Annotated in this window: 22 protein-coding genes; 14 read left to right on the forward strand and 8 right to left on the reverse strand. The window is 52.9% G+C overall.

The features are described from left to right. Positions 1 to 19: 19 nt before the first annotated feature. Positions 20 to 1,957, forward strand: coding sequence for a threonine--tRNA ligase (gene thrS, locus SIB88_RS13280; protein ID WP_068519164.1), 1,938 nt, complete (start codon positions 20 to 22; stop codon positions 1,955 to 1,957). Positions 1,958 to 2,041: 84 nt separating this feature from the next. Here the strand turns inward: thrS and SIB88_RS13285 are convergent, their stop codons facing one another. Continuing rightward, positions 2,042 to 2,776: a DUF4126 domain-containing protein gene (locus tag SIB88_RS13285; protein WP_412558245.1), complete on the reverse strand. Its 735-nt coding sequence runs from the start codon at positions 2,774 to 2,776 to the stop codon at positions 2,042 to 2,044. Between the two features lie 126 nt (positions 2,777 to 2,902). Here SIB88_RS13285 and SIB88_RS13290 point away from each other — a divergent pair, with 126 nt between their 5' ends. From SIB88_RS13290 to SIB88_RS13300, 3 genes are all read left to right on the forward strand, one after another. Beyond that, positions 2,903 to 3,367, forward strand: coding sequence for a tetratricopeptide repeat protein (locus SIB88_RS13290; RefSeq protein ID WP_068519220.1), 465 nt, complete (start codon positions 2,903 to 2,905; stop codon positions 3,365 to 3,367). 133 nt (positions 3,368 to 3,500) lie between these two features. Next, positions 3,501 to 3,890, forward strand: a complete 390-nt coding sequence (locus tag SIB88_RS13295) for a hypothetical protein (RefSeq protein WP_412558246.1) — start codon at positions 3,501 to 3,503, stop codon at positions 3,888 to 3,890. Between the two features lie 318 nt (positions 3,891 to 4,208). Then, on the forward strand, positions 4,209 to 5,468 hold the full coding sequence (locus SIB88_RS13300) for an SPOR domain-containing protein (protein WP_412558247.1): 1,260 nt from the start codon (positions 4,209 to 4,211) through the stop codon (positions 5,466 to 5,468). A 69-nt stretch (positions 5,469 to 5,537) separates the two neighbouring features. Here SIB88_RS13300 and SIB88_RS13305 read toward each other — a convergent pair whose 3' ends face one another. Then, positions 5,538 to 5,738 (reverse strand): hypothetical protein, encoded by a 201-nt coding sequence (locus tag SIB88_RS13305; RefSeq protein WP_412565915.1) that lies wholly within the window; start codon positions 5,736 to 5,738, stop codon positions 5,538 to 5,540. Between SIB88_RS13305 and SIB88_RS13310 the strand changes: the two genes are divergently transcribed. The 3 genes from SIB88_RS13310 (at position 5,728) to SIB88_RS13320 (ending at position 8,228) form a co-directional block, all read left to right on the forward strand. After that, positions 5,728 to 6,003 (forward strand): hypothetical protein, encoded by a 276-nt coding sequence (locus SIB88_RS13310; protein WP_412565916.1) that lies wholly within the window; start codon positions 5,728 to 5,730, stop codon positions 6,001 to 6,003. The two genes, SIB88_RS13305 and SIB88_RS13310, sit on opposite strands and share 11 nt — an antisense overlap. A 5-nt stretch (positions 6,004 to 6,008) precedes the next feature. Next, positions 6,009 to 6,653, forward strand: a complete 645-nt coding sequence (gene msrA / locus SIB88_RS13315) for a peptide-methionine (S)-S-oxide reductase MsrA (protein WP_114112413.1) — start codon at positions 6,009 to 6,011, stop codon at positions 6,651 to 6,653. 129 nt (positions 6,654 to 6,782) lie between these two features. Continuing rightward, positions 6,783 to 8,228, forward strand: coding sequence for a diguanylate cyclase domain-containing protein (locus SIB88_RS13320; protein WP_412558248.1), 1,446 nt, complete (start codon positions 6,783 to 6,785; stop codon positions 8,226 to 8,228). 26 nt (positions 8,229 to 8,254) lie between these two features. Here SIB88_RS13320 and SIB88_RS13325 read toward each other — a convergent pair whose 3' ends face one another. The 4 genes from SIB88_RS13325 to moaB form a co-directional block, all read right to left on the reverse strand. Continuing rightward, positions 8,255 to 9,016 carry an IclR family transcriptional regulator gene (locus tag SIB88_RS13325; protein WP_250283420.1) on the reverse strand — a complete coding sequence of 254 codons (762 nt, stop codon included), beginning with the start codon at positions 9,014 to 9,016 and terminating at the stop codon, positions 8,255 to 8,257. A 70-nt stretch (positions 9,017 to 9,086) separates the two neighbouring features. Next, complete coding sequence (locus tag SIB88_RS13330; RefSeq protein ID WP_068519172.1) at positions 9,087 to 9,899, reverse strand: hypothetical protein; 813 nt, start codon at positions 9,897 to 9,899, stop codon at positions 9,087 to 9,089. 146 nt (positions 9,900 to 10,045) lie between these two features. Further along, entirely contained in the window at positions 10,046 to 10,813 is a 768-nt protein-coding gene (locus SIB88_RS13335) for a sulfite exporter TauE/SafE family protein (RefSeq protein ID WP_412558249.1), read from the reverse strand. A 77-nt stretch (positions 10,814 to 10,890) separates the two neighbouring features. Then, entirely contained in the window at positions 10,891 to 11,421 is a 531-nt protein-coding gene (gene moaB / locus SIB88_RS13340) for a molybdenum cofactor biosynthesis protein B (RefSeq protein ID WP_250283418.1), read from the reverse strand. 416 nt (positions 11,422 to 11,837) lie between these two features. Between moaB and SIB88_RS13345 the strand changes: the two genes are divergently transcribed. From SIB88_RS13345 to SIB88_RS13370, 6 genes are all read left to right on the forward strand, one after another. Beyond that, positions 11,838 to 13,790, forward strand: coding sequence for an acetoacetate--CoA ligase (locus SIB88_RS13345; RefSeq protein WP_412558250.1), 1,953 nt, complete (start codon positions 11,838 to 11,840; stop codon positions 13,788 to 13,790). Between the two features lie 494 nt (positions 13,791 to 14,284). After that, positions 14,285 to 15,307, forward strand: coding sequence for an amino acid ABC transporter substrate-binding protein (locus SIB88_RS13350; RefSeq protein WP_068519176.1), 1,023 nt, complete (start codon positions 14,285 to 14,287; stop codon positions 15,305 to 15,307). Between the two features lie 117 nt (positions 15,308 to 15,424). Further along, positions 15,425 to 16,621, forward strand: coding sequence for an amino acid ABC transporter permease (locus tag SIB88_RS13355; RefSeq protein ID WP_068519177.1), 1,197 nt, complete (start codon positions 15,425 to 15,427; stop codon positions 16,619 to 16,621). Between the two features lies 1 nt (position 16,622). Continuing rightward, the gene (locus tag SIB88_RS13360; protein WP_412558251.1) at positions 16,623 to 17,726 is read left to right on the forward strand and encodes an amino acid ABC transporter permease; all 1,104 of its coding nucleotides are present in this window, start codon (positions 16,623 to 16,625) and stop codon (positions 17,724 to 17,726) included. Positions 17,727 to 17,743: 17 nt separating this feature from the next. Beyond that, positions 17,744 to 18,529, forward strand: coding sequence for an amino acid ABC transporter ATP-binding protein (locus tag SIB88_RS13365; RefSeq protein ID WP_068519179.1), 786 nt, complete (start codon positions 17,744 to 17,746; stop codon positions 18,527 to 18,529). Between the two features lie 135 nt (positions 18,530 to 18,664). Continuing rightward, the gene (locus SIB88_RS13370) at positions 18,665 to 19,483 is read left to right on the forward strand and encodes an ABC transporter ATP-binding protein (RefSeq protein WP_412558252.1); all 819 of its coding nucleotides are present in this window, start codon (positions 18,665 to 18,667) and stop codon (positions 19,481 to 19,483) included. 63 nt (positions 19,484 to 19,546) lie between these two features. On the opposite strand, the gene SIB88_RS13375 is transcribed toward SIB88_RS13370, so the two are convergent. Together SIB88_RS13375 and SIB88_RS13380 are read right to left on the reverse strand one after the other, a co-directional pair. Beyond that, positions 19,547 to 20,311, reverse strand: coding sequence for a DeoR/GlpR family DNA-binding transcription regulator (locus SIB88_RS13375; RefSeq protein WP_068519181.1), 765 nt, complete (start codon positions 20,309 to 20,311; stop codon positions 19,547 to 19,549). A 138-nt stretch (positions 20,312 to 20,449) separates the two neighbouring features. Continuing rightward, positions 20,450 to 21,364, reverse strand: a complete 915-nt coding sequence (locus SIB88_RS13380) for a LysR family transcriptional regulator (RefSeq protein ID WP_287465135.1) — start codon at positions 21,362 to 21,364, stop codon at positions 20,450 to 20,452. A 252-nt stretch (positions 21,365 to 21,616) separates the two neighbouring features. Between SIB88_RS13380 and SIB88_RS13385 the strand changes: the two genes are divergently transcribed. Continuing rightward, complete coding sequence (locus SIB88_RS13385; RefSeq protein WP_412558253.1) at positions 21,617 to 22,825, forward strand: ABC transporter substrate-binding protein; 1,209 nt, start codon at positions 21,617 to 21,619, stop codon at positions 22,823 to 22,825. Positions 22,826 to 22,830 lie beyond the last annotated feature (5 nt).

Here is a 22,830-nt window from a genome sequence, read left to right on the forward strand (position 1 = left end):
AAGCAGAGTTGAGCCAACCATGATTGCCCTGACCCTTCCCGATGGCGCCGTACGCGAATTTGACGGCCCTGTTTCGGGTTTTGATGTCGCAAAAAGCATCAGTTCTTCGCTGGCAAAGAAATCCTTTGCCATCATCGTTAACGGTGAAGTACGCGACCTCTCGCGCGAGATTGACACTGACGCGACTATCGAAATCGTGACCAAGGGCCATGACGAAGTTCTGCCGCTGATCCGTCACGACTGTGCCCATGTGATGGCCGAAGCTGTCCAGGAACTTTATCCTGACACGCAGGTCACCATCGGCCCGTCCATTGAAAACGGTTTCTATTACGACTTTGCACGCGCGACCCCGTTCACGCCCGACGATCTGGTCAAGATCGAAAAGCAGATGCACAAGATCATCGAACGGAACGAACCGATTGTTCGTGAAGTCTGGGATCGTAACGAGGCGATCAAGTTCTTCCTTGATAAGGGCGAGAAGTACAAAGCCGAGATCATCCGTGATCTTCCCGAAACCGAGACGATCACCTGCTATCGCCAGGGTGACTTCATCGATCTGTGCCGTGGTCCGCACGCACCGTCGACCGGCAAAATCGGCAAGGCCTTCAAACTGATGAAGGTTGCTGGTGCCTATTGGCGCGGCAACTCGGATAACGAGATGCTTCAGCGCATCTATGGCACTTGCTGGGAAAGCAAGGAAGACCTTGATGCGTATCTGCACATGCTTGAAGAAGCCGAAAAGCGTGACCACCGTCGCCTTGGCCGCGAAATGGACCTGTTCCACATGCAGGAAGAAGCCCAAGGGTCGGTCTTCTGGCATGACAAGGGGCTGAAGCTTTATCGCAAGGTCGAAAACTATATCCGTGATCGTCTTGACGATGCAGGATATCAGGAAGTGCGCACGCCGCAGCTTGTCGACCGTGTGCTTTGGGAAAAGTCCGGTCACTGGGAAAAGTTCCGCGAGAACATGTTCACCACCACCCCGGATGAAGATGATCCCGAAAAGGTTCTGGCCCTTAAGCCGATGAACTGTCCGTGCCATGTTCAGATTTTCCGTCTGGGTAGCAAGTCTTATCGTGACTTGCCGCTGCGTATGGCAGAATTCGGTTGCTGTCACCGGAACGAGCCGTCCGGTGGCCTGCATGGCATCATGCGTGTACGCCAGTTCATTCAGGATGACGCGCATATCTTCTGCACCGAAGATCAGATTGTCTCGGAAACCAAGATTTTCTGTGACCTTCTGAAGTCCGTTTACAAGGATTTCGGCTTCACCGACATTCTTGTCAAATTCTCGGACCGTCCCGAAGTTCGTGCCGGTTCCGATGAAATCTGGGACAAGGCAGAAGCCGCCCTTCGCGAAGCGGCCGAAGAAGCCGGTCTTGCGCTTGAAATCAACCCGGGCGAAGGCGCGTTCTATGGGCCGAAGCTTGAATTTGTTCTGCGTGATGCCATCGGTCGTGACTGGCAGTGCGGCACGCTTCAGGCCGACTTTGTTCTGCCGGAACGTCTTGATGCGTCTTATATGGGTGAAGACGGCGAAAAGCATCGCCCGGTCATGCTGCACCGTGCGATCCTTGGATCCCTTGAACGCTTCATCGGCATTCTGATCGAAAACTATGCCGGTCGCCTGCCGCTGTGGCTGTCACCGGTTCATGCAGTGATCTGCTCGATCACCAATGAGGCCGATGATTACGCCCACGAGGTCAAAGCCGCCCTTGAAGCAAAGGGCCTTAATGTTGAACTTGATCTTCGTAACGAGAAGATCAACTACAAGGTCCGCGAACACAGCCACGCCAAGGTTCCGATGATCCTGGCGCTTGGCAAACGCGAAGCAGAAGAAAAAACAGCTTCTGTGCGCCGCATCGGCTTCAAACACCAGAAGACCTTTGGGATTGAAGAACTTGCCAACGCGATGGCAACTGAAATCCGTGATCGCGTGATCGAGGCAGAGTTCTAGGAACGGTTTCTACCCGAACGACCAAATATAAAGCCCGCAGGCATATGCTTGCGGGCTTTTTTGGTTCCAGTGATGACGGGCCCCTTATTGTGGTGGCAATTTTGGATCATTCTTGGGCAGTTGGTTGTTTTCACGGGTGCCGGACAAACTGATTTTGCCGAACTGTCCGCTGTTAGCGCCGCCGTGCTGGGCCCGTGCCTGCCCGTATGCGGCGGCCGGGTGGCGCGCATTGCCAAATACGTCGCCAATAAAACGCCAGATTTTTGGCACCAGCCAGATCAACAGCAATACAAAAACCGCCAGCAACACAAAGAACACAACCGGATGGAACACCACGGTATAAAGGGCGCCGAACACGGCAATATCTTCGGTCACAGACGCCACGCTGTTGGTCACTGGTTCGGGTGACGTATTGATCGCCGCACGGCTTCCGGCCTTTGTGAAATGGCTTCCGGCTGCGATGGTTCCACCGACAAGAAGACTGATCACGGTTTGGGCCTCATCCCCCAGTCCAAGATCAAGTCCGCTTACGGCACCGGCGGCCAGCAAGGCACCGGCCGGAATACGGATAAAGGTGTGCAGGGCATCCCAAAGACTGTCAACAACAGGAATTTTGTCGGCGACGAATTCGATCAGATACAGGAAGATCGCAATTGCCAGCACCCACCAGCTGGCCAAAATCTGTAAATCGGGTGGAAGATCGATAAAGCCGAAATTATCCATCATCCCCAGAACAACCACTGTCCCGTACAGATTGACGCCGCTGGCCCAAGCACCGCCCATGCTCAGAGCAAGTGTTTCAACAATTCCCAATGACACGCCCTTTCATTGACATATTCTTCACCAACAAGTGATTACGACAACCCGGTGATTGTGATAAATCACAAGTTGACGCGTCCCAACGCACCTGTTGATGCCATATGTTGATCAATGAAAGGTATGACGATGAACCGCAAGGGTAAAACACCTAAAATCATCTCGTCATGTGCGATGTTTGTATTTTTGACCGGGGCGACAACCACAAGCGCCCTTGCCATGGGAAGCTCAAACACCTGGACGTCTGACGGCACCGATTTGTCTGCTGTTTCCGAACTGGTCGATACCGGCATGTATGATATGGCCGTCGACAAGATCGAAACCATGCTCAAAGACGATCCGGATAATGCCGATCTGTATAATTACCTTGCCTATAGCCAGCGCAATCTGGGCGACTATGACAGCGCCGGGCAAAATTATGAACGCGCGCTTATGATCAACCCGGAACATGTCGGTGCGCTGGAATATCAGGGCGAGCTGTTCCTTAAAACCGGAAAGCCTGAACTCGCACAGGAAAACCTGGCACGACTTGAACAGATTTGCGGAACAGATTGCGCAGAATACAAGGAACTGGCAGGCAAAATCGCCAACTGATCGGATTTCTGTGCCGCCATTTCAACCATCATTCGGAAAAATAGCCCGCCCTATTCGTTAGGATATCTTTTTATTTACGCCTGAAGAGGTCATATGTCGCCGCAAGGCTGATGTTTGAAGAGTGATTAAAGATATGTCTGACGCAATTATGCGCAAAAGCTACACCGTCGTTTGCGTCCGTGCGACCGGACAGCAGATGGATCTGCAGACGGTCTCCGATTATGGGGCGGCGCTTAATTCGGCAAAAGAAGCTCTGACAAACAAGAACAATACCGAAGTACGGATTGTCGAAAGCAAATACGACCAGGCCAGCCGCAAGGACAAAAGACAGGTTATCAAAATCCTGACGGCGGAAAGTGCTTCTGGCAGTTCCGGGGGATCGGGGGCGCGTGCGCGCAAGGCCAATCCCGGCATATCGCGCGAAACAGCAAACCAGGCTTCCAAAAGCGTAATCAACATCGTCATCGCGATTACCGTGCTTGTCCTTTTGATCGGCATCATGGTCCCGCTGATTTCCCGATAGAACCACCACCGGCCTGACGGCAGGCAGATCAGCCCAATCTTACAGATGGGGCGCCATATCCTTCTGATTTTTCTGGATGCTTGACAGCACCGGGGCGGCTTGTAACAGTTGCTCCGGGCCTTCCTGCTGGCTATAACTTACGCTGATAATATGATCATCAGGTGAAGCGTGAAAATCAGAGCTGCGACAAGAAAAAAGAACGCCCCGCTTAAAAAGGGCTGGTTTGCCGCCGCAGCACTATTGCCTCTTCTTGGCGCCTGCAGCACCGATGATTTTTCCGGGCTGTGGTTTGGATCTTCATCAAGCGATGTCTCAGCAATGCAGCCATCATCGGTTGACGGCGCTGCGACAGACAGTCCGCAAACCGGCAATGACTTGAACCGGGCCGCATGCGGATTGTTTTTCGGCAAGACGACCCCCGCCGAAGTATCGCATATCGCTGCTACCGAGATTTCACTTACGCGCACCCCGCAAGAAAACCTGATGCAGGCCATTGCCTATGACATCAATGGCAATTACGAAAATGCGCGTAAATTGTATGTCTGGCTGACAGCATCCCCGCCTGAAAACAAAATCAATCTTGATTGTGGTCAGGGCATCAAGCTGACCGGCAATGTCAACGCCCTCGCCCAGCGTCGATTGGTTGCACTTGATGAAATTGCCCCGCAATTTGCCCGTTCAAGCGAAATTGAATCGGTCGTGGCGGCCGCAACTGTCGCACCGGGCCCTGATCTTCCCGATCCGCCCAAGGTGGAACGTGATCGTCGTTTCTATGAAACCGGTGGCGTTGTAACCGCCGAACCCGAAGACAGCACCAAGCCGATCGAACGCATGGACATGCCGGTCAGTGAAAACACGGCCCAGCTCACCCGCGTTGAACGCCGCGTATCACAACCGCAAACCGCATCAACACCATCGACCGCCATCGCAGGTCCGGGCACCGTGGCGGCACCGGCCACAGCGGCTTCGCAGCCAACGATTATTCCGGTCATCCCCGCGCAACCGGCACCTGCTAAGGAACAGATGCCTGCGGCAAGCCCAAAAACAGTCAAAACCCCGGTGACCGAGGCACCGACAATCGCCGGAACTGCGGCCGATGTCGACCATCAGGGTGCGGTTGTTGTCACCAATTCCCGGCCGGTTGAGCAAGGGGAACTCGAAATCATTGATCGCGAACCATCAAACACGATGATCGAGCTGCCGATGGCATCGCAATCCACGCCGGCGCCCGCGCCGCGCAGCACACCAAGTGTTGCGGAAAAAACCGCACCTGCACCCGCTCCGTCATCTACCCCGGCGGCCTCGTCTGCAACCCGGTCGGGCCCCTATTATGCTGTTCAGTTGGCAGCATACCGGTCGCGCGGTCGTGCCGAAGATGCTTGGCCGAAATTTCAGAATTCATCTCGGGGAATGCTGACAAACGCCGATCATGAGGTCGTCAGTATCGCAATCGAGGGCAAGGGTTTGTTTTTCCGTCTTCTGACCGGAACATATGCGCGTCAGTCAGAGGCCGCCCAAGCCTGTAACCAGCTTAAATCAGCCGGCGTTGATTGCCTGATCCGCCGTGTGGAGCGCTGATATCCCGCGCCTGCTTTGACGATCTGGCTGAGATAGCCGCACGCTTAACAATCAACGGTCCAACCTTGCCTAACGCTTTTTATTGAGTCGCACCAGCACATCTGGCCGCGTCTTGTGGCCGTGACGGCGCAAAAAGCCCGGCAAGCGCGCCAGCAGATATTCGATTTTTGCATTATGTCGATAATACCGCCATCGCAGATGCTGGATCAGGCGGCGGGTTCGTTTTGAACCGGCCGCCAGCAATGGCAGGCCCAGCGCAATGAACACCATGCCGAAAAATGGCGGCGGCAATGGCAAAAACACCAATCCGATCAACAAACAAAGCCCCCCGGTCAGGATCAAAGCCATTGATTTCAAATTCGACAGTCTGCGCACGACGAAACCTTGTTTCCCGACAACCGCTTTGTTGCGCGCATTATCTATGGCCTGTGGTGCCCCACCAAAAGAATGTTCAAAGACATTTGATCAACAGGGGAATTGCTATTGTCGTGCACTGGGTTACATTGCAGTCAGAAATTCCAAACTCATCAGGTGAAAGACATGCTTTCCGCCCTTAAAACAGACAAGGCACAAATGCCATCCGCAGATACCGCATTGCCCGGTCGCGACGATGCCATTGCCGTCGCAGAACGTAACGTTGTGACCGGAAACCCGATGGTGGGTCCCTTCCCCGACAATCTCGAAGTTGCTGTCTTTGGCATGGGATGTTTTTGGGGGGCCGAGCGCCTGTTCTGGAAAGCGGACGGCGTCTGGACCACCACTGTTGGCTATGCCGGCGGCTATACCCGCAATCCGACATACCGCGAAGTTTGCAGCGGCATGACCGGCCATGCCGAAGTTGTGATGGTTGTTTTCGACCCGGCTGTGATTTCCTATCAGAAACTGCTGAAGCTGTTTTGGGAAAATCATGACCCGACCCAGGGCATGCGTCAGGGCAATGACATCGGCACGCAGTATCGTTCCGTGATCTACACGACCAACCCCGATCAAAAAGCAGCGGCAATTGCATCGCGCGATGCTTATCACGCGGCCCTTGATACTGCTGGTCAGGGCGGGATCACCACAGAAATTTCCGATGCGCCGACCTTCTATTATGCCGAAGATTTCCATCAGCAGTATCTGCACAAAAATCCTGATGGATATTGCGGACTGGGCGGCACCGGGGTTTCCTGCCCCGGTATGTAAAAGCCGAATTTGACCTGTCTTCAAAAACGGACCGCATCGCGTGGGCTATCGACAAATCAGATGCTTGTCATATTTCATGACCGGTATATTCTTTGGCTTGATTGGTAGGCAAAGGATATACAAAGAGATATGCCGGGTCCGTTTTTGAAAGACCGATACTTTATCGGCCTGCATATATCCTGGTGGCTACTGGGACTTTGGTTGTGCGGCGGCATTGAATATGCCCTTGCCATGACCGATAGTGACGCGACATTTCCCCCGCTTTCGACATCACTTGTCTTTTTCCTGTCCGTTGCCGGATTGCTTGCGATCGTGCATTTCATGGTGCGCCGAAACGCCAAATCACGGCAGCGGTTCTTTGCCCGCCTGCCCGGGCTGGTGTTCCGCATTGACGAGTTCGGCAAGATCGAATTTGCATCGGACCAGGGTCTTGACTGGGCCGGTGCATCAATTACGGACAGCCTGCGCAACCAGATTTTTGACCATGAAGCCCTGATGAACCTTCGCCAGGCGGCAATCGAGGCCAAAGGCGAAATTCAAACAACCGAAATGTCTGTAAAAACCAATCACGGTGAACAACGCTGGGTGCGTATTCAAATGCGTGCCTTACCGCCAATCACCCCGGATTGCCAGATCGATTGCATCATCTGGGACATCACCGAACTGGTCGAAGAACGCAACCGCCGCCAGGAAAGCGAAGAACGGCTCAAGATCCTTGAAACCCTGAGCAACGAAGCAATTTTTCTGCATGATGGCGGGAAATGCATCGATACCAATAATGCCGCCGAACGCATGTTCGGCTATGATCGTTCCGAACTTCTGTTGCTGAGTGCAGCGGACATTATATCAAGCGAAACCTTGCCGCTTGTCATGGCCAATATCCGCTCTGGATATAACAAACCCTATGAGGCGATTGCTGTTTGCAAGGATGGCAGCAAGTTTCCCTGTGAAATCAATGGCAGAAACGTCGTTGTCCAAGGCCAGACTTTGCGGCTGACCAGCTTTACCAATATCTCGGATCGCAAATTCACAGAGGAACAAATTCGTTTCCAGGCCAATCATGATGCGCTGACATCGCTTCCGAACCGCTATTTGTTCATGGACCGGCTGAACTTTGCGATCAAACTGTCAAAGCGACGGCGCGAATGCTTTGCCCTGATGTTCATCGATATTGACGAGTTCAAGTCGCTGAATGATACCGGTGGCCATTCCACAGGCGACAAGGCACTTGATGAAATTGCCAAGCGACTGACAGGAACATTGCGCAATGTCGATACCGTTGCCCGCATTGGCGGTGATGAATTCACCATTATTCTGCCCGGCACCGAGACGCCCGAAGACGCCGAACTTGTTGCGCGCAAACTGCAAACCGCCCTATCGGGCAGCGCCATTGAATTTGGTGATGACCTGTCGCCCTATACGGTGACAGCATCCATTGGCATCGCGCTTTATCCCGATCACGGCGAAACCGTCGATGAATTGATTGCCGCGGCGGATGATGCGATGTATGCCGCGAAAAAAAGCGGAAGGAACACCTTCCGCTTTGCGACAAACAACCGTTCACGTACCGAATAGCTGAACAACCAGCGAGCTTTGCCGGTTTATACCGGCTTCCCGCCATATTCACGGCTGAGATCGGCACAAACACGCCGAACCTTAAGCCCAAGTTGTTCGATGTGATCGTTTGGAATACGTGCAGCCGGCCCTGACAGGGAAAGGGCTGCGATCGGACTTCCGGTTTCATCGCGAACCACCCCTGCGACACATCGCAGGCCAACGGCATGTTCCTCGTCATCAAGGGCGTAGCCACGCTGGCGGGCGCGTTCCAGATCCTTTTCAAGTGCACCGGTCGAAACCAGTGTCCGTTCCGTGATTTTTGGCAATCCATGCTTGGCAACGACGGATTTCAGTTCGGATTCCGGCAGGAACGCCAACAGCGCCTTGCCAACACCTGAACAATGCATCAGTGCGCGGCGTCCGGGCGTGACCAGTGCGCGCATCATTTTGCGGCATTCGACCTGTGACAGGAAAATGACCTCCCCACCGTCGGCCACGGCCAGATTAACTGTTTCACCGCTATCTTCCATCAATGCCCGCATATAGGGACGGGCGATCTGGCTCAGATTGCGGTTTTTCGTGAATGCATTCCCCACACTGAAGGCCTGAACACCGACAAACCACAATGTCCGTTCGCCATCAAACGACACATAGCGTTCGTGTTGCATGGTCGTCAGCAACCTGTGGGCGGTTGATGGAGGCAACTTCACCTGTTGCGCAATTTCGGTCAGCGTCATGCCATCATCGCTTTCTGCAAGCGCATTAAGGATGCTTAACGCCCTGACCAGTGATTGAACCTGCTGCATGCAGATACGTCTCCCTGAACTGGTCCGTTTAACGGACCGCTATTTCACCATTGCCAGTGATATTATGGGATCATTCTAATGGGCGCACGGACTTTTGCTTCATCCAAACGAAAGTGGAATATGTAACAAGGTAAACCGTTGCTGCTGCAAACGAAACCAGCGTCCCGACATTCAGCCCAAGCACAGGATAGCTCAGCGATACGGCCAGGATATATGTCCAAAGTGCCCCCATGCCGCGCGGGAAATTCCGCACCAGCGTATGAACAGGTGCCGCCCCGTAACTGAAATGCAAAATGATCATTGTCGGATAAAGCGCAACCGGAAAACCCGAAAGCAACCCTGACCACCGTGGGCCAATCCACGCTGCCAGACCACTGATAATCAGCACGATCACCGACGCCAGTCCGGCCCGGAACAGGATAACGCGTTTGGTGACCCGCACCCGGTTGAGAATTTTGACATTCTCGATTTTCCGAAACAGGACGAGAGCGGCAAAAATCGCAAACAACAAAATGATCGCAGCCTGCGTCAGGGTCATTGATGTCAATTGGAACAACCACGACACCGCAAGATACACAGCAAAGGCCGCAAGCGAACTTAGCACAATCTGCGGGATCACGGGCAAACGCACCAAGCGACATGATGCGTGAAAATAGCCATACAGAAATGCCAGCGTGGCAATCAGCCCCGGCATCGCATAGACGGCACTTTCACTGGCGAAGGCAATGCCCTGCTCTACTGCGATAAAATAAAGCAAAATTGCCGTCCCCAACGGATAACCCGACAGGATACCTGCGGCACGCGGGCCTGCGCGTTCTGCCAGAAAGGACAGACCAAGAACCATTCCAACCGAGACACTCAGTTTGGCCAGTATCAGTTCCACGTTCGGGCACCTCGCGCACAACAGTCACTTAATGACAATTTATCAACAAATTGACTGTATCGCTATATGGTTTGCCGAACGCGGGCAAGCATGAACCACTTTGCAATGGTCCGCGCATTAAAAATGCGGACATCGTGATCGATACATCACGCCGAAAACAGAACGACCGCATCCCAAAGCAGCTTGATCCCTGTCAGGAACAGCAATGCGTAGCAAACCCTGTAAAACAGCACGACGTTCACCTTGTCATGCGCCCACAGCCCCATCCAGGTGCCGAACAATGCAACAGGTATCAGCACGGCTGACGTTCCAAGGTTTGCGCTGCTGAACTGGCCCAGGAACCAGTACGGTAAGAGTTTGACGTAATTGACGACGATGAAAAACATCACCGTGGTGCCGACAAAAATCGACTTGTCCATCCGCTGCGGCAACAAAAAGACTGAAACCGGCGGTCCGCCCGCATGGGCGACAAAGCTTGTGAACCCTGCAAGGCTCCCCAGGACCGATCCTTTTCCCCAGGTTGCTTCTTTTGGCGTGTCGCCTGCTTTCTTGCCACGCAGCCAGTGATCAAGGGTAAAGACAATGGCAATAAGTGCGATGATCAGTTTGACAGCCGCCACACTCAGATAACTGAAGGTCAAGACACCAACCAGGATCCCGACAAGTGCTGCGGGCACCAGAATAAGCATGTTGCGCCGGTCCCAACGATTGCGATAGGCCCAGACATTGGCAACATCCATCAAACACAGGATCGGCAACATGATTGCTGCTGCGGCTTGTGGCGATACGGCCAATGCCATCAATGGCACGGCGATCACCCCCAACCCGCCACCAAATCCGCTTTTTGAGACCCCGGCAATCAGAACAGCCGGCACTGCGACCGCATAAAAGAAACGATCTGTGATGAAATCCATGGAATTTCCCTGAGACAGATTAGGTCAGTGATGAAAAGAAATCCAAGGGCCGTTAAGCGGCCCCTTTGGCGCGATCTTCAACGTTCGGTAAGACGCGGCATCAATTCGACGAAATTGCAGGGGCGATGGCGAATATCGAGTTGATAGGTCAGGATTTCATCCCACGCATCCTTGCAAGCACCGGTCGATCCCGGCAGCGCGAACATATAGGTGCCCTTGCACACCCCGGCTGTTGCCCGGGATTGCACGGTTGATGTCCCGATCTTCTGGAACGAAATCCAGCGGAACAGTTCCCCGAAACCCGGGATTTCCTTTTCGTAAAGGGCACGATGGGCTTCGACCGTAACGTCACGCCCGGTGACACCCGTGCCACCCGTCGTGATGATCACATCAATTTCCGGGTTCTCGCACCAGTTTGCCAATTGGTCACGCAGTGCGCCCTGATCATCTGGCAAGATTTTCCGATCAAACACGCGATGACCGTTTTCTTCGATGCGACTGACAAGAACATCACCCGATGTGTCATTCGCGGCCGTTCGCGTATCACTGACCGTTAAGACGGCAATGTTGATCGATACGAACGGCTTGCTTTCATCTATCCCGGCCAAACTGACCTCCCGACTTTTTTGTGGCCAGATCAAACTAGTACGCCGCATTTGATGTGCAAGCCTTTTCATATTAACCGACATTTTGATTGCAGGCACCGAATCATGATCGACCAAAATCACATTGATTTTTGTCATTTAATTAGCAAACCGCGCAAATAATCACCAATCCCGGCAAAGATTTTTTACTTCTAATGATTTCCAATAACATCGATATTTATCAAATGATTATCAAACTATCTCAATCTTATATCGCAGGATTTTTGACATAATTGGTATTACCAATATTGGGCATCGACGTTACTCTGCTTGCCGCCCGACATTTTTCACCGTAGAAAAACGGTATGAAGATACCAAATTAGCGCCCCATTTGGACGCTATCAAACAATCACAAACAGGCAGGAAACAGAGGCCCCATCATGAGCGACGTGCTTTGGAAACCGACGACGGAACGCGTTGAAAACGCAAATGTCACCAGCTTTCGCCGCTGGGTTAACGATAAACACGGTCTGGATCTCCAAAGCTTCACAGCGCTGTATGACTGGTCTGTGGATCAGGCTGAAAAGTTCTGGCCTGCCCTGATTGAATATACTGATCTTAAAGCTGAAACCTGGGGTGAGCGCGTCCTGATTGACGGCAACAAAATGCCCGGCGCACAGTTTTTCCCCGATGCACGCCTGAATTTTGCGGAAAACCTTCTGGTTCGCGATGACAATACCGATGCCCTGGTTTTCTGGGGCGAGGACAAGGTAAAAACACGTCTGTCATGGGCGGACCTCAATATCGCCGTGTCGCGCTTTTCACAGGCCCTGCGCGCCGAAGGTGTCGGCAAAGGCGATCGCGTCTGCGGCTATATGCCCAATATGGGCGAAACCGTGATCGCGCTGCTTGCAACGGCCGCCATCGGGGCAACCTGGTCTTCCGCCTCCCCCGACTTTGGCGTTCAGGGCGTTGTTGATCGCTTCGGCCAGATCGAACCGACTGTGATGATTACGGTCGATGGATACCATTATAATGGCAAACAGCACGACATCCGCGAAAAGGTCCGCGATGTTGTTGACCGGATCGACAGCCTGAAAAAGGTCGTCATCGTCAAATATGCCTTTGATGGCACTGACAGCACCGGCATTCGCAACGCGGTTACCTATGATGATTTCATCGCCCCGTTCGAAGGCGCAAAGATCACCTTTGAACAGGTTGAATTCAATCATCCGCTTTATGTCATGTTCTCGTCGGGAACAACGGGCAAACCGAAATGCATTGTCCATGGCACCGGCGGAACCTTGTTGAAACAGGTCTCCGAACATGTCCTGCATTGTGACGTGGCACCGGGCGACCGGGTATTCTATTTCACCACCTGCGGCTGGATGATGTGGAACTGGCTGATGGCCGGTCTGGCTGCCGGGGCAACGCTGCTGCTGTATGATGGATCGCCCTTCTATCCCAGCGGCAACATCCTGTTTGACTATGCCGATGCAGAAGGCATGACCCTGTTCGGGACATCTGCCAAATATATTGATGCCTTGGCCAAGGCAGAACTCAAACCGCGTGCGACCCACGATCTGTCAACCGTACGTGCGATGACATCGACAGGCTCGCCGCTGGCACCTGAAAGCTTTGATTACGTTTACCGCGACATCAAGGAAGACATTCATCTGGCATCAATTTCGGGGGGCACCGACATCCTTGGCTGTTTCGTGCTGGCATCACCGGTTCTGCCGGTCAAACGCGGCGTCATCCAGACCCGCGCCCTTGGGGTTGCTGTGGACATCTTTAACGATGACGGCAAAGCCGTTCGCAACGAGAAAGGCGAACTGGTCTGCACCAAGCCCTTCCCGTCCATGCCGGTCGGCTTCTGGAACGATCCGGACGGATCACGGTATCATGCCGCTTATTTTGACCGGTTCGAGAATATCTGGTGCCATGGCGATTATGTCGAACTCGACGACGAAGGCGGCATGGTTATCTATGGCCGCTCGGACGCGACGCTTAATCCGGGTGGTGTGCGTATCGGTACGGCCGAAATCTATCGCCAGGTCGAAAAGCTTCCTGAAATTCAGGAATCGATTGTCATCGGTCAGGACTGGGATAATGACGTAAGGGTCATTCTGTTTGTTGTGCTGCGCGATAATTACGAATTGGATGCAGCTCTGATCGACAAGATCAAAAAGCAGATCCGCAACAACTGCACCCCGCGCCATGTTCCGGCAAAGGTGATTGCCGTTGCCGATATTCCACGCACCAAATCGGGCAAGATCACCGAACTTGCGGTGCGTGATGTGGTTCACGGGCGCCCGGTCAAAAATCAGGAAGCTCTAGCAAATCCCACAGCGCTCGAGCTGTTCTCCAATCTTGGTGAACTCAAGAAATAATCACACAACACCTCCTGAACATCCGGTCAGGAGGTGTTTTTCTTTTGCGGTTTCACGCGGCCCCGGCGGAAAGAGGCCGGAGTCATTCCCGTCCGATTCCGCACCGCGAAGTGCATCATTTTTACACAGGGTGAAATATTGACCTTTTTTTGAACAGTTGTTCATTCTGCGCGAAAAAAGTTCGTGCAATCTGCAAAAGCATCCCCTTGCACTGTCAATTCATCCGTTAAATTACTGATATAACAGATAATTCTCAATTCGCCATTTATAGAAGTTCAAACATTCATACCGCGACCAACAGCCAAAAACCGGCGATTTTCCGACCAAATCGGCTTTGGCCCGACCAGTATAAAATTTTTCGCACTTGACACATAGCGGCCTAAAATTTCTTAATTTGGCAATCCAATCTATTTGGATAGATGGATATGCTACATCGCGTATCCAGGGTGGTACAAAAGCTAAAAACAATGCTTTGCTAATAAGGGAGCTCATCTATGAAAATCAAAACGATCCTTGCCGCAGGCGCAATGACCGTTGCAGCCGTTGCCGCGCAGAATGCACAGGCTGGTGCCGTGCTTGACGGCATTAAGGCCAAAGGTTTCGTTCAGTGTGGCGTGAACACCGGTCTTCCGGGTTTCTCCGCTGCCAATGCCGAAGGTAAGTGGGAAGGCATTGACGTTGATGTTTGCCGTGCAATTGCAGCAGCAGTTCTCGGTGACGCAAACAGCGTTCAGTACACCCCGCTGACCGCCGCACAGCGTTTCACCGCTCTGCAGTCTGGTGAAATCGACATTCTGTCGCGTAACACCACGGCAACCACCACTCGTGACGCGAAACTGGGTCTGACCTTTGTCGGCATCAACTACTATGACGGTCAGGGCTTCCTGATCCCGAAAGCTCTTGGCGTTAAAAGCGCGACCGAGCTTGACGGCGCAACCGTCTGCGTTGAGCCGGGCACCACGACCGAGCTGAACCTGGCTGATTACTTCCGCGCGAAAGGCATGAGCTTCGAGCCGGTCGTTATCGAAAACATCAACGAAGCAACCGCAGCCTTCTTCTCGGGCCGTTGCGACGTTTACACCACGGATGCTTCGGGTCTTGCTTCGATCCGCACCACCATGGCGGAAAACCCGGATGATTACATGATCCTTCCGGAAATCATCTCCAAAGAGCCGCTTGGCCCGGTTGTCGCCCAGGGTGACGAACAGTGGTCGGACGTAGCTCGTTGGGCGCTGACCGCAATGGTCGAAGCAGAAGAGCTTGGCGTCACCATGGAAAATGTTGACGACATGAAAGCAAACAGCACCAACCCGGGCATCCAGCGTCTGCTGGGCGTATCGCCGGGCATGGGCGAAGCTCTTGGTCTTGACGAAGAGTGGGCTTACCGCATCATCAAGAACGTTGGTAACTACGGCGAAAGCTACGAGAAAAACGTTACCGCCAAGCTTGGCCTCGAGCGTGGTCTGAACGCTCTGTGGACCGATGGTGGCCTGCAGTACGCATGGCCGGTTCGCTAATACGATAGCAACCGTACGCTAAAACCTACGAAGCTCCGCCCCACTGCCTGAACGCATGGGCGGAGCTTTTCGTTAGGTGGCTACTGATTTTGGATACAATCTACACCTGAGGGTCATATGAGTAAGCCTCAAAATGCCCAGGGGGATGTTCGCTCCAAGAGCCTCGTCGATTACCTGAATGACGAGAACGTTCGCGCCGTGCTTTACCAGATCGTCGCGATCGGTCTTATCATTCTGGCTGGTTGGTACCTGGTGTCGAACACCCTGTACAACCTCGCGCAGCAGAACATCTCTACCGGCTACGGGTTCCTTGATCTTGAAGCATCCTTCGAGATCAGCGAGACCATGATTGATTACAGTGCCAAAAGCAATTACGCGACAGCACTGGTCGTCGGTCTTCTCAACACCGTAAAGGTCTCGGTGCTTGGCATCGTTCTTTGCACGATCATTGGTACGATTTTCGGCGTCGCACGCCTGTCGTCAAACTGGATCGTACGGAAACTGGCAACGGTTTACGTTGAAACCTTCCGTAACATCCCGGTCCTGCTTCAGCTGTTCTTCTGGTACGCGCTGATCCCCGGGGCGTTCCCCCACCCGCGTGATGCGCTGGAACCTCTTCCGGGTGTGCTTTTCACGTCGCGCGGCATGTATATGCCGGTTCCGGTGGCTGATACGGCCTATACCCTGATGGGGATTGCCGCGATCATCGCACTTGTTGCGATCTTCTTCATCAAACGCTGGGCGAAGAAACGTCAGGACGCAACCGGGCAACCATTCCCGATGTTCCTGACCGGTCTTGGCATTTTTGTCGGTCTTGTCTTGCTTGCCTATCTGGCAGGTGGTGCACCGACCGAAATGAGCATGCCGGAACTCAAAGGCTTCAACATTCGTGGCGGTTATAACATTTCGCCGGAATTCTTGGCGGTTCTGATCGGCCTGACTGTCTATACCTCGACCTATGTTGCCGAGGTTGTCCGTTCCGGTATCCAGGCTGTTCCGAGTGGCCAGTGGGAAGCGGCCGACAGTCTTGGCATCAAGCGTTCTGTCGCCCTTCGCAAAGTGATCCTGCCGCAATCCATGCGCGTTGCGATCCCGCCGCTCACCAACCAGTATCTGAACCTGACCAAAAACAGCTCGCTTGCGGTTGCGGTTGGTTATCCGGATCTGGTTTCTGTTTCCAACACGACCATGAACCAGACAGGTCAGGCGATCGAGGCCATCTCGATCTTCATGTCGATCTATCTTGGTTTGTCCTTGTTGACCTCGCTCTTTATGAACTGGTTCAACAAGAAAATGGCACTGGTGGAGAGGTAATATGTCCGATAACGCAAAATCACCTCCTCTTCCTACCGGCACCTTTGCCGAACGTGCCGTGTCCTGGTCGAAGAAGAACCTGTTTGACGGCTGGTTCAATTCCATCCTGACGATTGGCGCCATCGCCTTTCTGCTGTGGTTGATCCCGCCGATCATCGAATGGGGCATTGTCAACGCAACCCTGGAACCAACCATCGAGGGCTGTAAAGAAGTAAGCGGTGCCTGCTGGGGCTTTGTGAATGCCAACTTGCGGCTGATCCTGTTTGGCACCTATCCGTATGATGAACAGTGGCGTCCGCTGCTGGCCATGATCATATTGATGGGCATCATCTGCGGCAGCCTTGGCGCGGTTAAGTATCCCCGCCTGCGCAAGGCAATCATCCCGATGTGGGTAATCGGTGTACCGATCATTGCCATTCTGATGTGGGGTGGTGTTCTGGGTCTTACCTATGTCCAGAACAGCTATTGGGGCGGCCTGCCGCTGACCCTGATCCTGTCATCGATCGGTGTGATCTTTGCCTTTCCGTTCGGTTTGCTTCTTGCACTGGGTCGCCAGTCGCACATGCCGGCCATCAAAACCATGTCCGTGGTCTATATCGAAGTCATTCGTGGTGTGCCGCTGATTACGGTTCTGTTCATGGCATCGGTCATGTTCCCGCTGTTCCTGCCCGATGGGGTTACCATCGACAAGTTGCTGCGTGCACAGATCGGTATCATCCTGTTTACCGCCGCCTACCTTGCCGAGGTATTCCGTGGTGGTTTGCAGGCCGTTCCGCGTGGCCAGTTTGAAGCAGGTGACAGCCTTGCACTGTCCTATTGGCAGTCCATGCGCCTGATCATCCTGCCGCAGGCACTGCGTTTGGTTATTCCGCCAACCGTGAACAGCTTTATTTCGATGTTCAAGGATACCACGCTGGTCGTGATTATCGGCCTGTTTGACTTCCTTGGCACCGTGAAGCTGGCACTGCGCAGTGACCCGGCCTGGACCAAGTATTACGTCGAAGGTTATGCCTTCGCCGCGGCAATTTTCTTCCTGATCTGTTTCTCGATGGCGAAATATTCCGCCTATCTTGAAAAAGAGCTTCGCAAAGGCGAACGCAGGTAAGGAGTGAGGAAAGAACAATGACTGTAGCAACTGAAACCACTACCGGCGCTGTGCCTTCTCCGAGCGAGGAAGATGTCATCGTCGTCAACAAGATGAACAAATGGTACGGCAATTTCCACGTTCTGCGGGATATTGACCTTACCGTTCGCAAGGGTGAGCGTATCGTTATCTGTGGCCCGTCGGGTTCGGGTAAATCGACACTGATCCGCACGATGAACCGTCTGGAAACCTATCAGACCGGCGAAATCACCGTGGATGGCATCCTTCTTGGTGACGATGTCAAAAACATCGAAGCCGTTCGTCGCGAAGTATGCATGGTATTCCAGCACTTCAACCTGTTCCCGCACATGACTGTGCTTGAAAACCTGACACTGGCGCCGATCTGGGTTCGCAAGATGCCCAAGAAAGAAGCCAATGATCTGGCCATGCACTATCTTGAGCGTGTCCGCATCGCCGAGCAGGCCCACAAATATCCGGGTCAGCTTTCCGGTGGTCAGCAGCAGCGTGTGGCCATTGCCCGTTCGCTCTGCATGCAGCCGAAAATCATGCTGTTTGATGAGCCGACCTCGGCACTTGACCCGGAAATGGTCAAGGAAGTTCTCGACGTTATGGTCGAACTTGCAAAAGAAGGCATGACCATGCTGTGCGTGACCCACGAAATGGGCTTTGCCAAAGAGGTCGCCGATCGCGTGATCTTTATGGATGCCGGCCAGATCATTGAAATGGCTGGTCCGCATGAATTCTTCGACAATCCGAAAAGCGAACGTACCAAGCTGTTCCTCAGCCAGATTCTTTCGCACTAATCGGATTCTCAGACTTCTCGACCTTATGCAAAACGGCCCCGATCGGGGCCGTTTTCATTTTTGTGAAATTGATGCTTGCCCCCTGCCCGCCAATTGCCGAAACTCTGCGCAAACTGGATCACAACCGGAATTTCAATGACCCAAGCTGCATCTTCTCATTCGGATAGCACGGCCTTCGTTGCCGTTCAAAAACTCACCAAACGCTTCGGGTCTGTGGTTGCCGTCAACAATGTCGATCTGACCCTTTCGCGGGGCGAAACACTGGCGATTATCGGGCCGTCCGCGGCCGGGAAAAGTGTTCTGATGAAATGCCTGGTGGGCATTTATGGTGCTGATGAAGGTACCATTTACCTTGATCAGGATGATGTCAGCGATACCAACGCTCCCGAACGTCCGAAATGGGCGGCAAAGATCGGCATGCTGTTTCAACAAAACGCCCTGTTTGACAGTCTGACGGTCTGGGAAAACATCTGTTTTCGTCAGATTGAACTGGGCACACTCAGCCGCAAGGCCGCCAAAGAACGCGCTGTCGAACTGCTTGGACTTGTCGGGCTGGCCGAAGAAAGTGCGGAACTGACACCAAGCGATCTGTCGGGGGGCATGCAAAAGCGCGTTGGCATTGCGCGGGCAATCTCAACCGATCCGGAACTTCTGTTGCTTGACAATCCGACTGCGGGGCTTGATCCGGTTTTGTCGAACCATATCGAACTGATGATTTCAAAAATCGCGACACAGCGCGGCACCACCGTCATTTCGATCACCAACGATATGCAAATCGCCCGCACCCGGTATCAAAACCTGATGATGATGCATGATGGCAAAGTCTATTGGTCCGGCAAAACTGACGATATTGATGATGCCCACAACGCCCATCTGACCCAGATGCTTGATGGTTCATCGCAAGGCCCGATCACCATGCGAACCGGCAAACGCGAAGACGGCATCTTCGCCTGATCCCGTCCCTTGCCTCACGCCAAATCACGCACCGCTCAGACCGGACGCAATTATTACCCTTGATCAGTTTGCGGTATAGACCGACACATCGGCTTCACGGATCACATCCGACCAGATTGGCCCGGGATGGCGATCGGTAAACAGGGCATCAATTTCGGATAGGTGCCCCAGACGTACCATGGCGCGCCGCCCGAATTTCGAGGCATCGGTACACAGGAATGTCTGACGCGCATTGGAAATGATCGCGCGGGCAACCCGCACTTCCCGATAATCGAAATCCATCAAACTGCCGTCTTCATCGACACCGGAAATGCCGATAATGGCGTAATCGACCTTGAACTGGTTGATGAAGTCTATCGTTGCCTCACCGATCACGCCAAAGTCACGCTGGCGCACAACACCGCCGGCAATGATTACCTCAAACCCCTGATTGGCGGCGCAAATTTCCGCGACATGCAGATTGTTGGTGATGATTTTAAGGCTTTTATGACCCGAAAGCGCATGGGCCACTTCCTCGTTGGTGGTGCCGATATTGATAAAGAGCGATGCACCTTCGGGAATATGTTCGGCAACCAGTTTCGCAATTTCGCGTTTGCTGCCAAGGTTGAGAACCTGACGGTCCTGATAGGCCGTATTCTCGGTCGTGGACACGCTTGCCGCGCCACCGTGATAACGCGCAATTAGTCCCTCTTCGGCCATCTCGTTGATGTCTCGACGGATGGTTTGCGGGGTTACGGAAAAATGTTCGGCAAGGGAATCAATCGTCATAAAGCTGTTGGACGCCACAAGTTCGAGTATCTCACGACGCCGCCGATCCAGTTTTCCCATGCCGTTCTCTCCTGATATTTTCTGATTTTCATATTGGCGGGCAAATTTTCGTTACCGATCAAAATGCGGTGAATTTTCCTGTCTTGCAAGCGCAGTTGTGCAAATTCAGTCGCAATTTTTCAAGTACAGGGCAATCGGTTACACAAATTGGCTGGGGAAACCCGCAAACCAGTCATTCGATTTTGCTGTTTCAGCCCGAATAAAATCAATGAGTGGTCGAATACGCGCCGCGTCAATGACGTCATTGTGACACACCAGAAAATAGTCCCGATGGATTGGAATGCTGTGGGGCATCACCGCAACAAGGTCATCAAACATGTTGCCCATATAATATGGCAGGACACATAACCCGTAACCCGCACGACACGCCTTGGCCTGCGCAAACACGCTTGACGTCTGATAGGACGGCCGCAATCCGGGGACGATCTCACCCAAATAGTTCAGTTCGGGTGTAAAGATCATGTCTTCGATATAGCCAATAAAAGGATGCTTCGCCAAATCCGATCTTCGTTCGATTTTGCCGTGCTGTTTCAGGTAATCCTTGGATGCATAGATATAGAGTATATAGCTGCAGATCTTTTCAAAATAGTATGCCCCCGCCTTTGGCGTATTAAGCGAAATCGAAATGTCCGCTTCGCGCCGGGAAAGAGAAACAATTTGCTGAATATTGACCATTTCAATGGTCAGGTTCGGATGTTGCGACGCGAAGTGCGGAAGCCTGTCTGCGATGAAGAAACTCCCGAATCCTTCCGGAACACTTAGCCGGATCACCCCGCTTAGCGGTATTGTGCCCTCGCCGACGACACCAAGCATCTTGTCGGCTTCAATCGACATCGCCCGGGCCGGTTCCATCAGCTTTTCCCCCATGAAAGTCAGGGTATAGCCTGTTCCGCTTCGTTGAAACAATTTGGCGCCGATGCCTTCTTCAAGGCGGTCAATGCGCCGGGCAACCGTTACGTGGCTGGTGCGCAATCGGCGCGCCGCCGCAGACAGCTTGCCCTCTTGTGCAACTGCGAGAAAATACTGCAAATCATCCCAGGAGAATTGACGCATCCACCGACCTGTTCATTTTTGTACAATCATTGTCCAAAATTATATATTTGAAGGTGTTTTGGTCAATGTTATCGTAATTCAAAGTTCTGAATAACCAAATCAAACTAACAAAAAATACCAATAATTCAGATACTTGACTGACACATTTCACTTGCGCCCACCCATAACAAAAATGTGCAGTCAAACAACGTCCTACAGTCCGTTGTCTCATTCTTGACGACGGATACTTCATTCCATCAGGGAGGAATCTAGATGAAGAAGTTCACGATTGCATCGGTTGCAATTATGGCAGCAGCCGCTGCACTGCCCGCCCATGCCGAGATTTCAGATGACGTCGTCAAAATCGGCATTCTCAATGATCAGTCGGGCGTCTATGCCGACTTCGGCGGTGTCTGGTCATTCGAAGCAGCCAAAATGGCTGTTGAAGATTTTGGCGGCACCGTTCAGGGAAAGCCGGTTGAAGTCATTACAGCAGACCATCAGAACAAGCCTGATGTCGCGGCCAACATTGCACGTCAATGGTATGATCAGGACCAAGTTGATGCCATCATGGAATTGACGACATCTTCGGTCGCACTTGCCGTGCAGGGCATTTCAAAAGAAAAGAAAAAGATCGATATCGTTACCGGTGCTGCAACAACGGCACTGACAGGCGAACAATGTTCCCCATACGGTTTCCACTGGGCATATGACACGCACGCACTTGCTGTTGGCACCGGCGGCGCACTGGTCAATAACGGTGGAGACAGCTGGTTCTTTCTTACTGCCGATTACGCATTTGGCTATTCACTCGAAGAACAGACCGGTAACTTTGTAAAGGAAAGCGGCGGTACCGTATCGGGTTCAGTCCGTCATCCTCTTGGAACGAACGACTATTCTTCCTTCCTGCTTCAGGCACAGGCATCCGGGGCAAAAGTTATTGGCCTTGCCAATGCCGGTCTTGATACCGCCAACGCAATCAAACAGGCATCGGAATTCGGGATCGTACAGAGCGGCCAGCGACTGGCTGCCTTGCTCTTTACGCTTGCAGAAGTCCATGGTCTTGGCGCCAAGGCATCCCAGGGGCTGACCCTGACCGAGGGTTTCTATTGGGATCGTAATGACGAAACCCGCGAATTTGGCAAACGCTTCTTTGACCGCACGGGTCGTATGCCAAACATGATCCAGGCTGGCACCTATTCGGCAGTTCTTCAGTATCTCAAGGCCATTGATAAAACCGGCACTGACGAAACCGAAGCTGTCGCCAAGGCCCTGCATGAAATGCCGGTCAATGACGTTTTTGCCAACAATGGCAAGGTCGGCGCCAACGGCCGCATGATTTACGACATGTATCTCATGGAAGTAAAATCGCCAGACCAAATGACGGGTGACTGGGACTACTACAACATCCTTGATACCGTTCCTGGCACCAAGGCCTTCATCGATCCGGCCGAAAGCGGTTGCAGCCTGGCATCGAAATAAGACCA

The sequence above is a fragment of the Thalassospira sp. MIT121401 genome (assembly GCF_047125595.1).
In the GTDB taxonomy this organism is placed as follows: Bacteria; Pseudomonadota; Alphaproteobacteria; order Rhodospirillales; family Thalassospiraceae; genus Thalassospira; species Thalassospira povalilytica.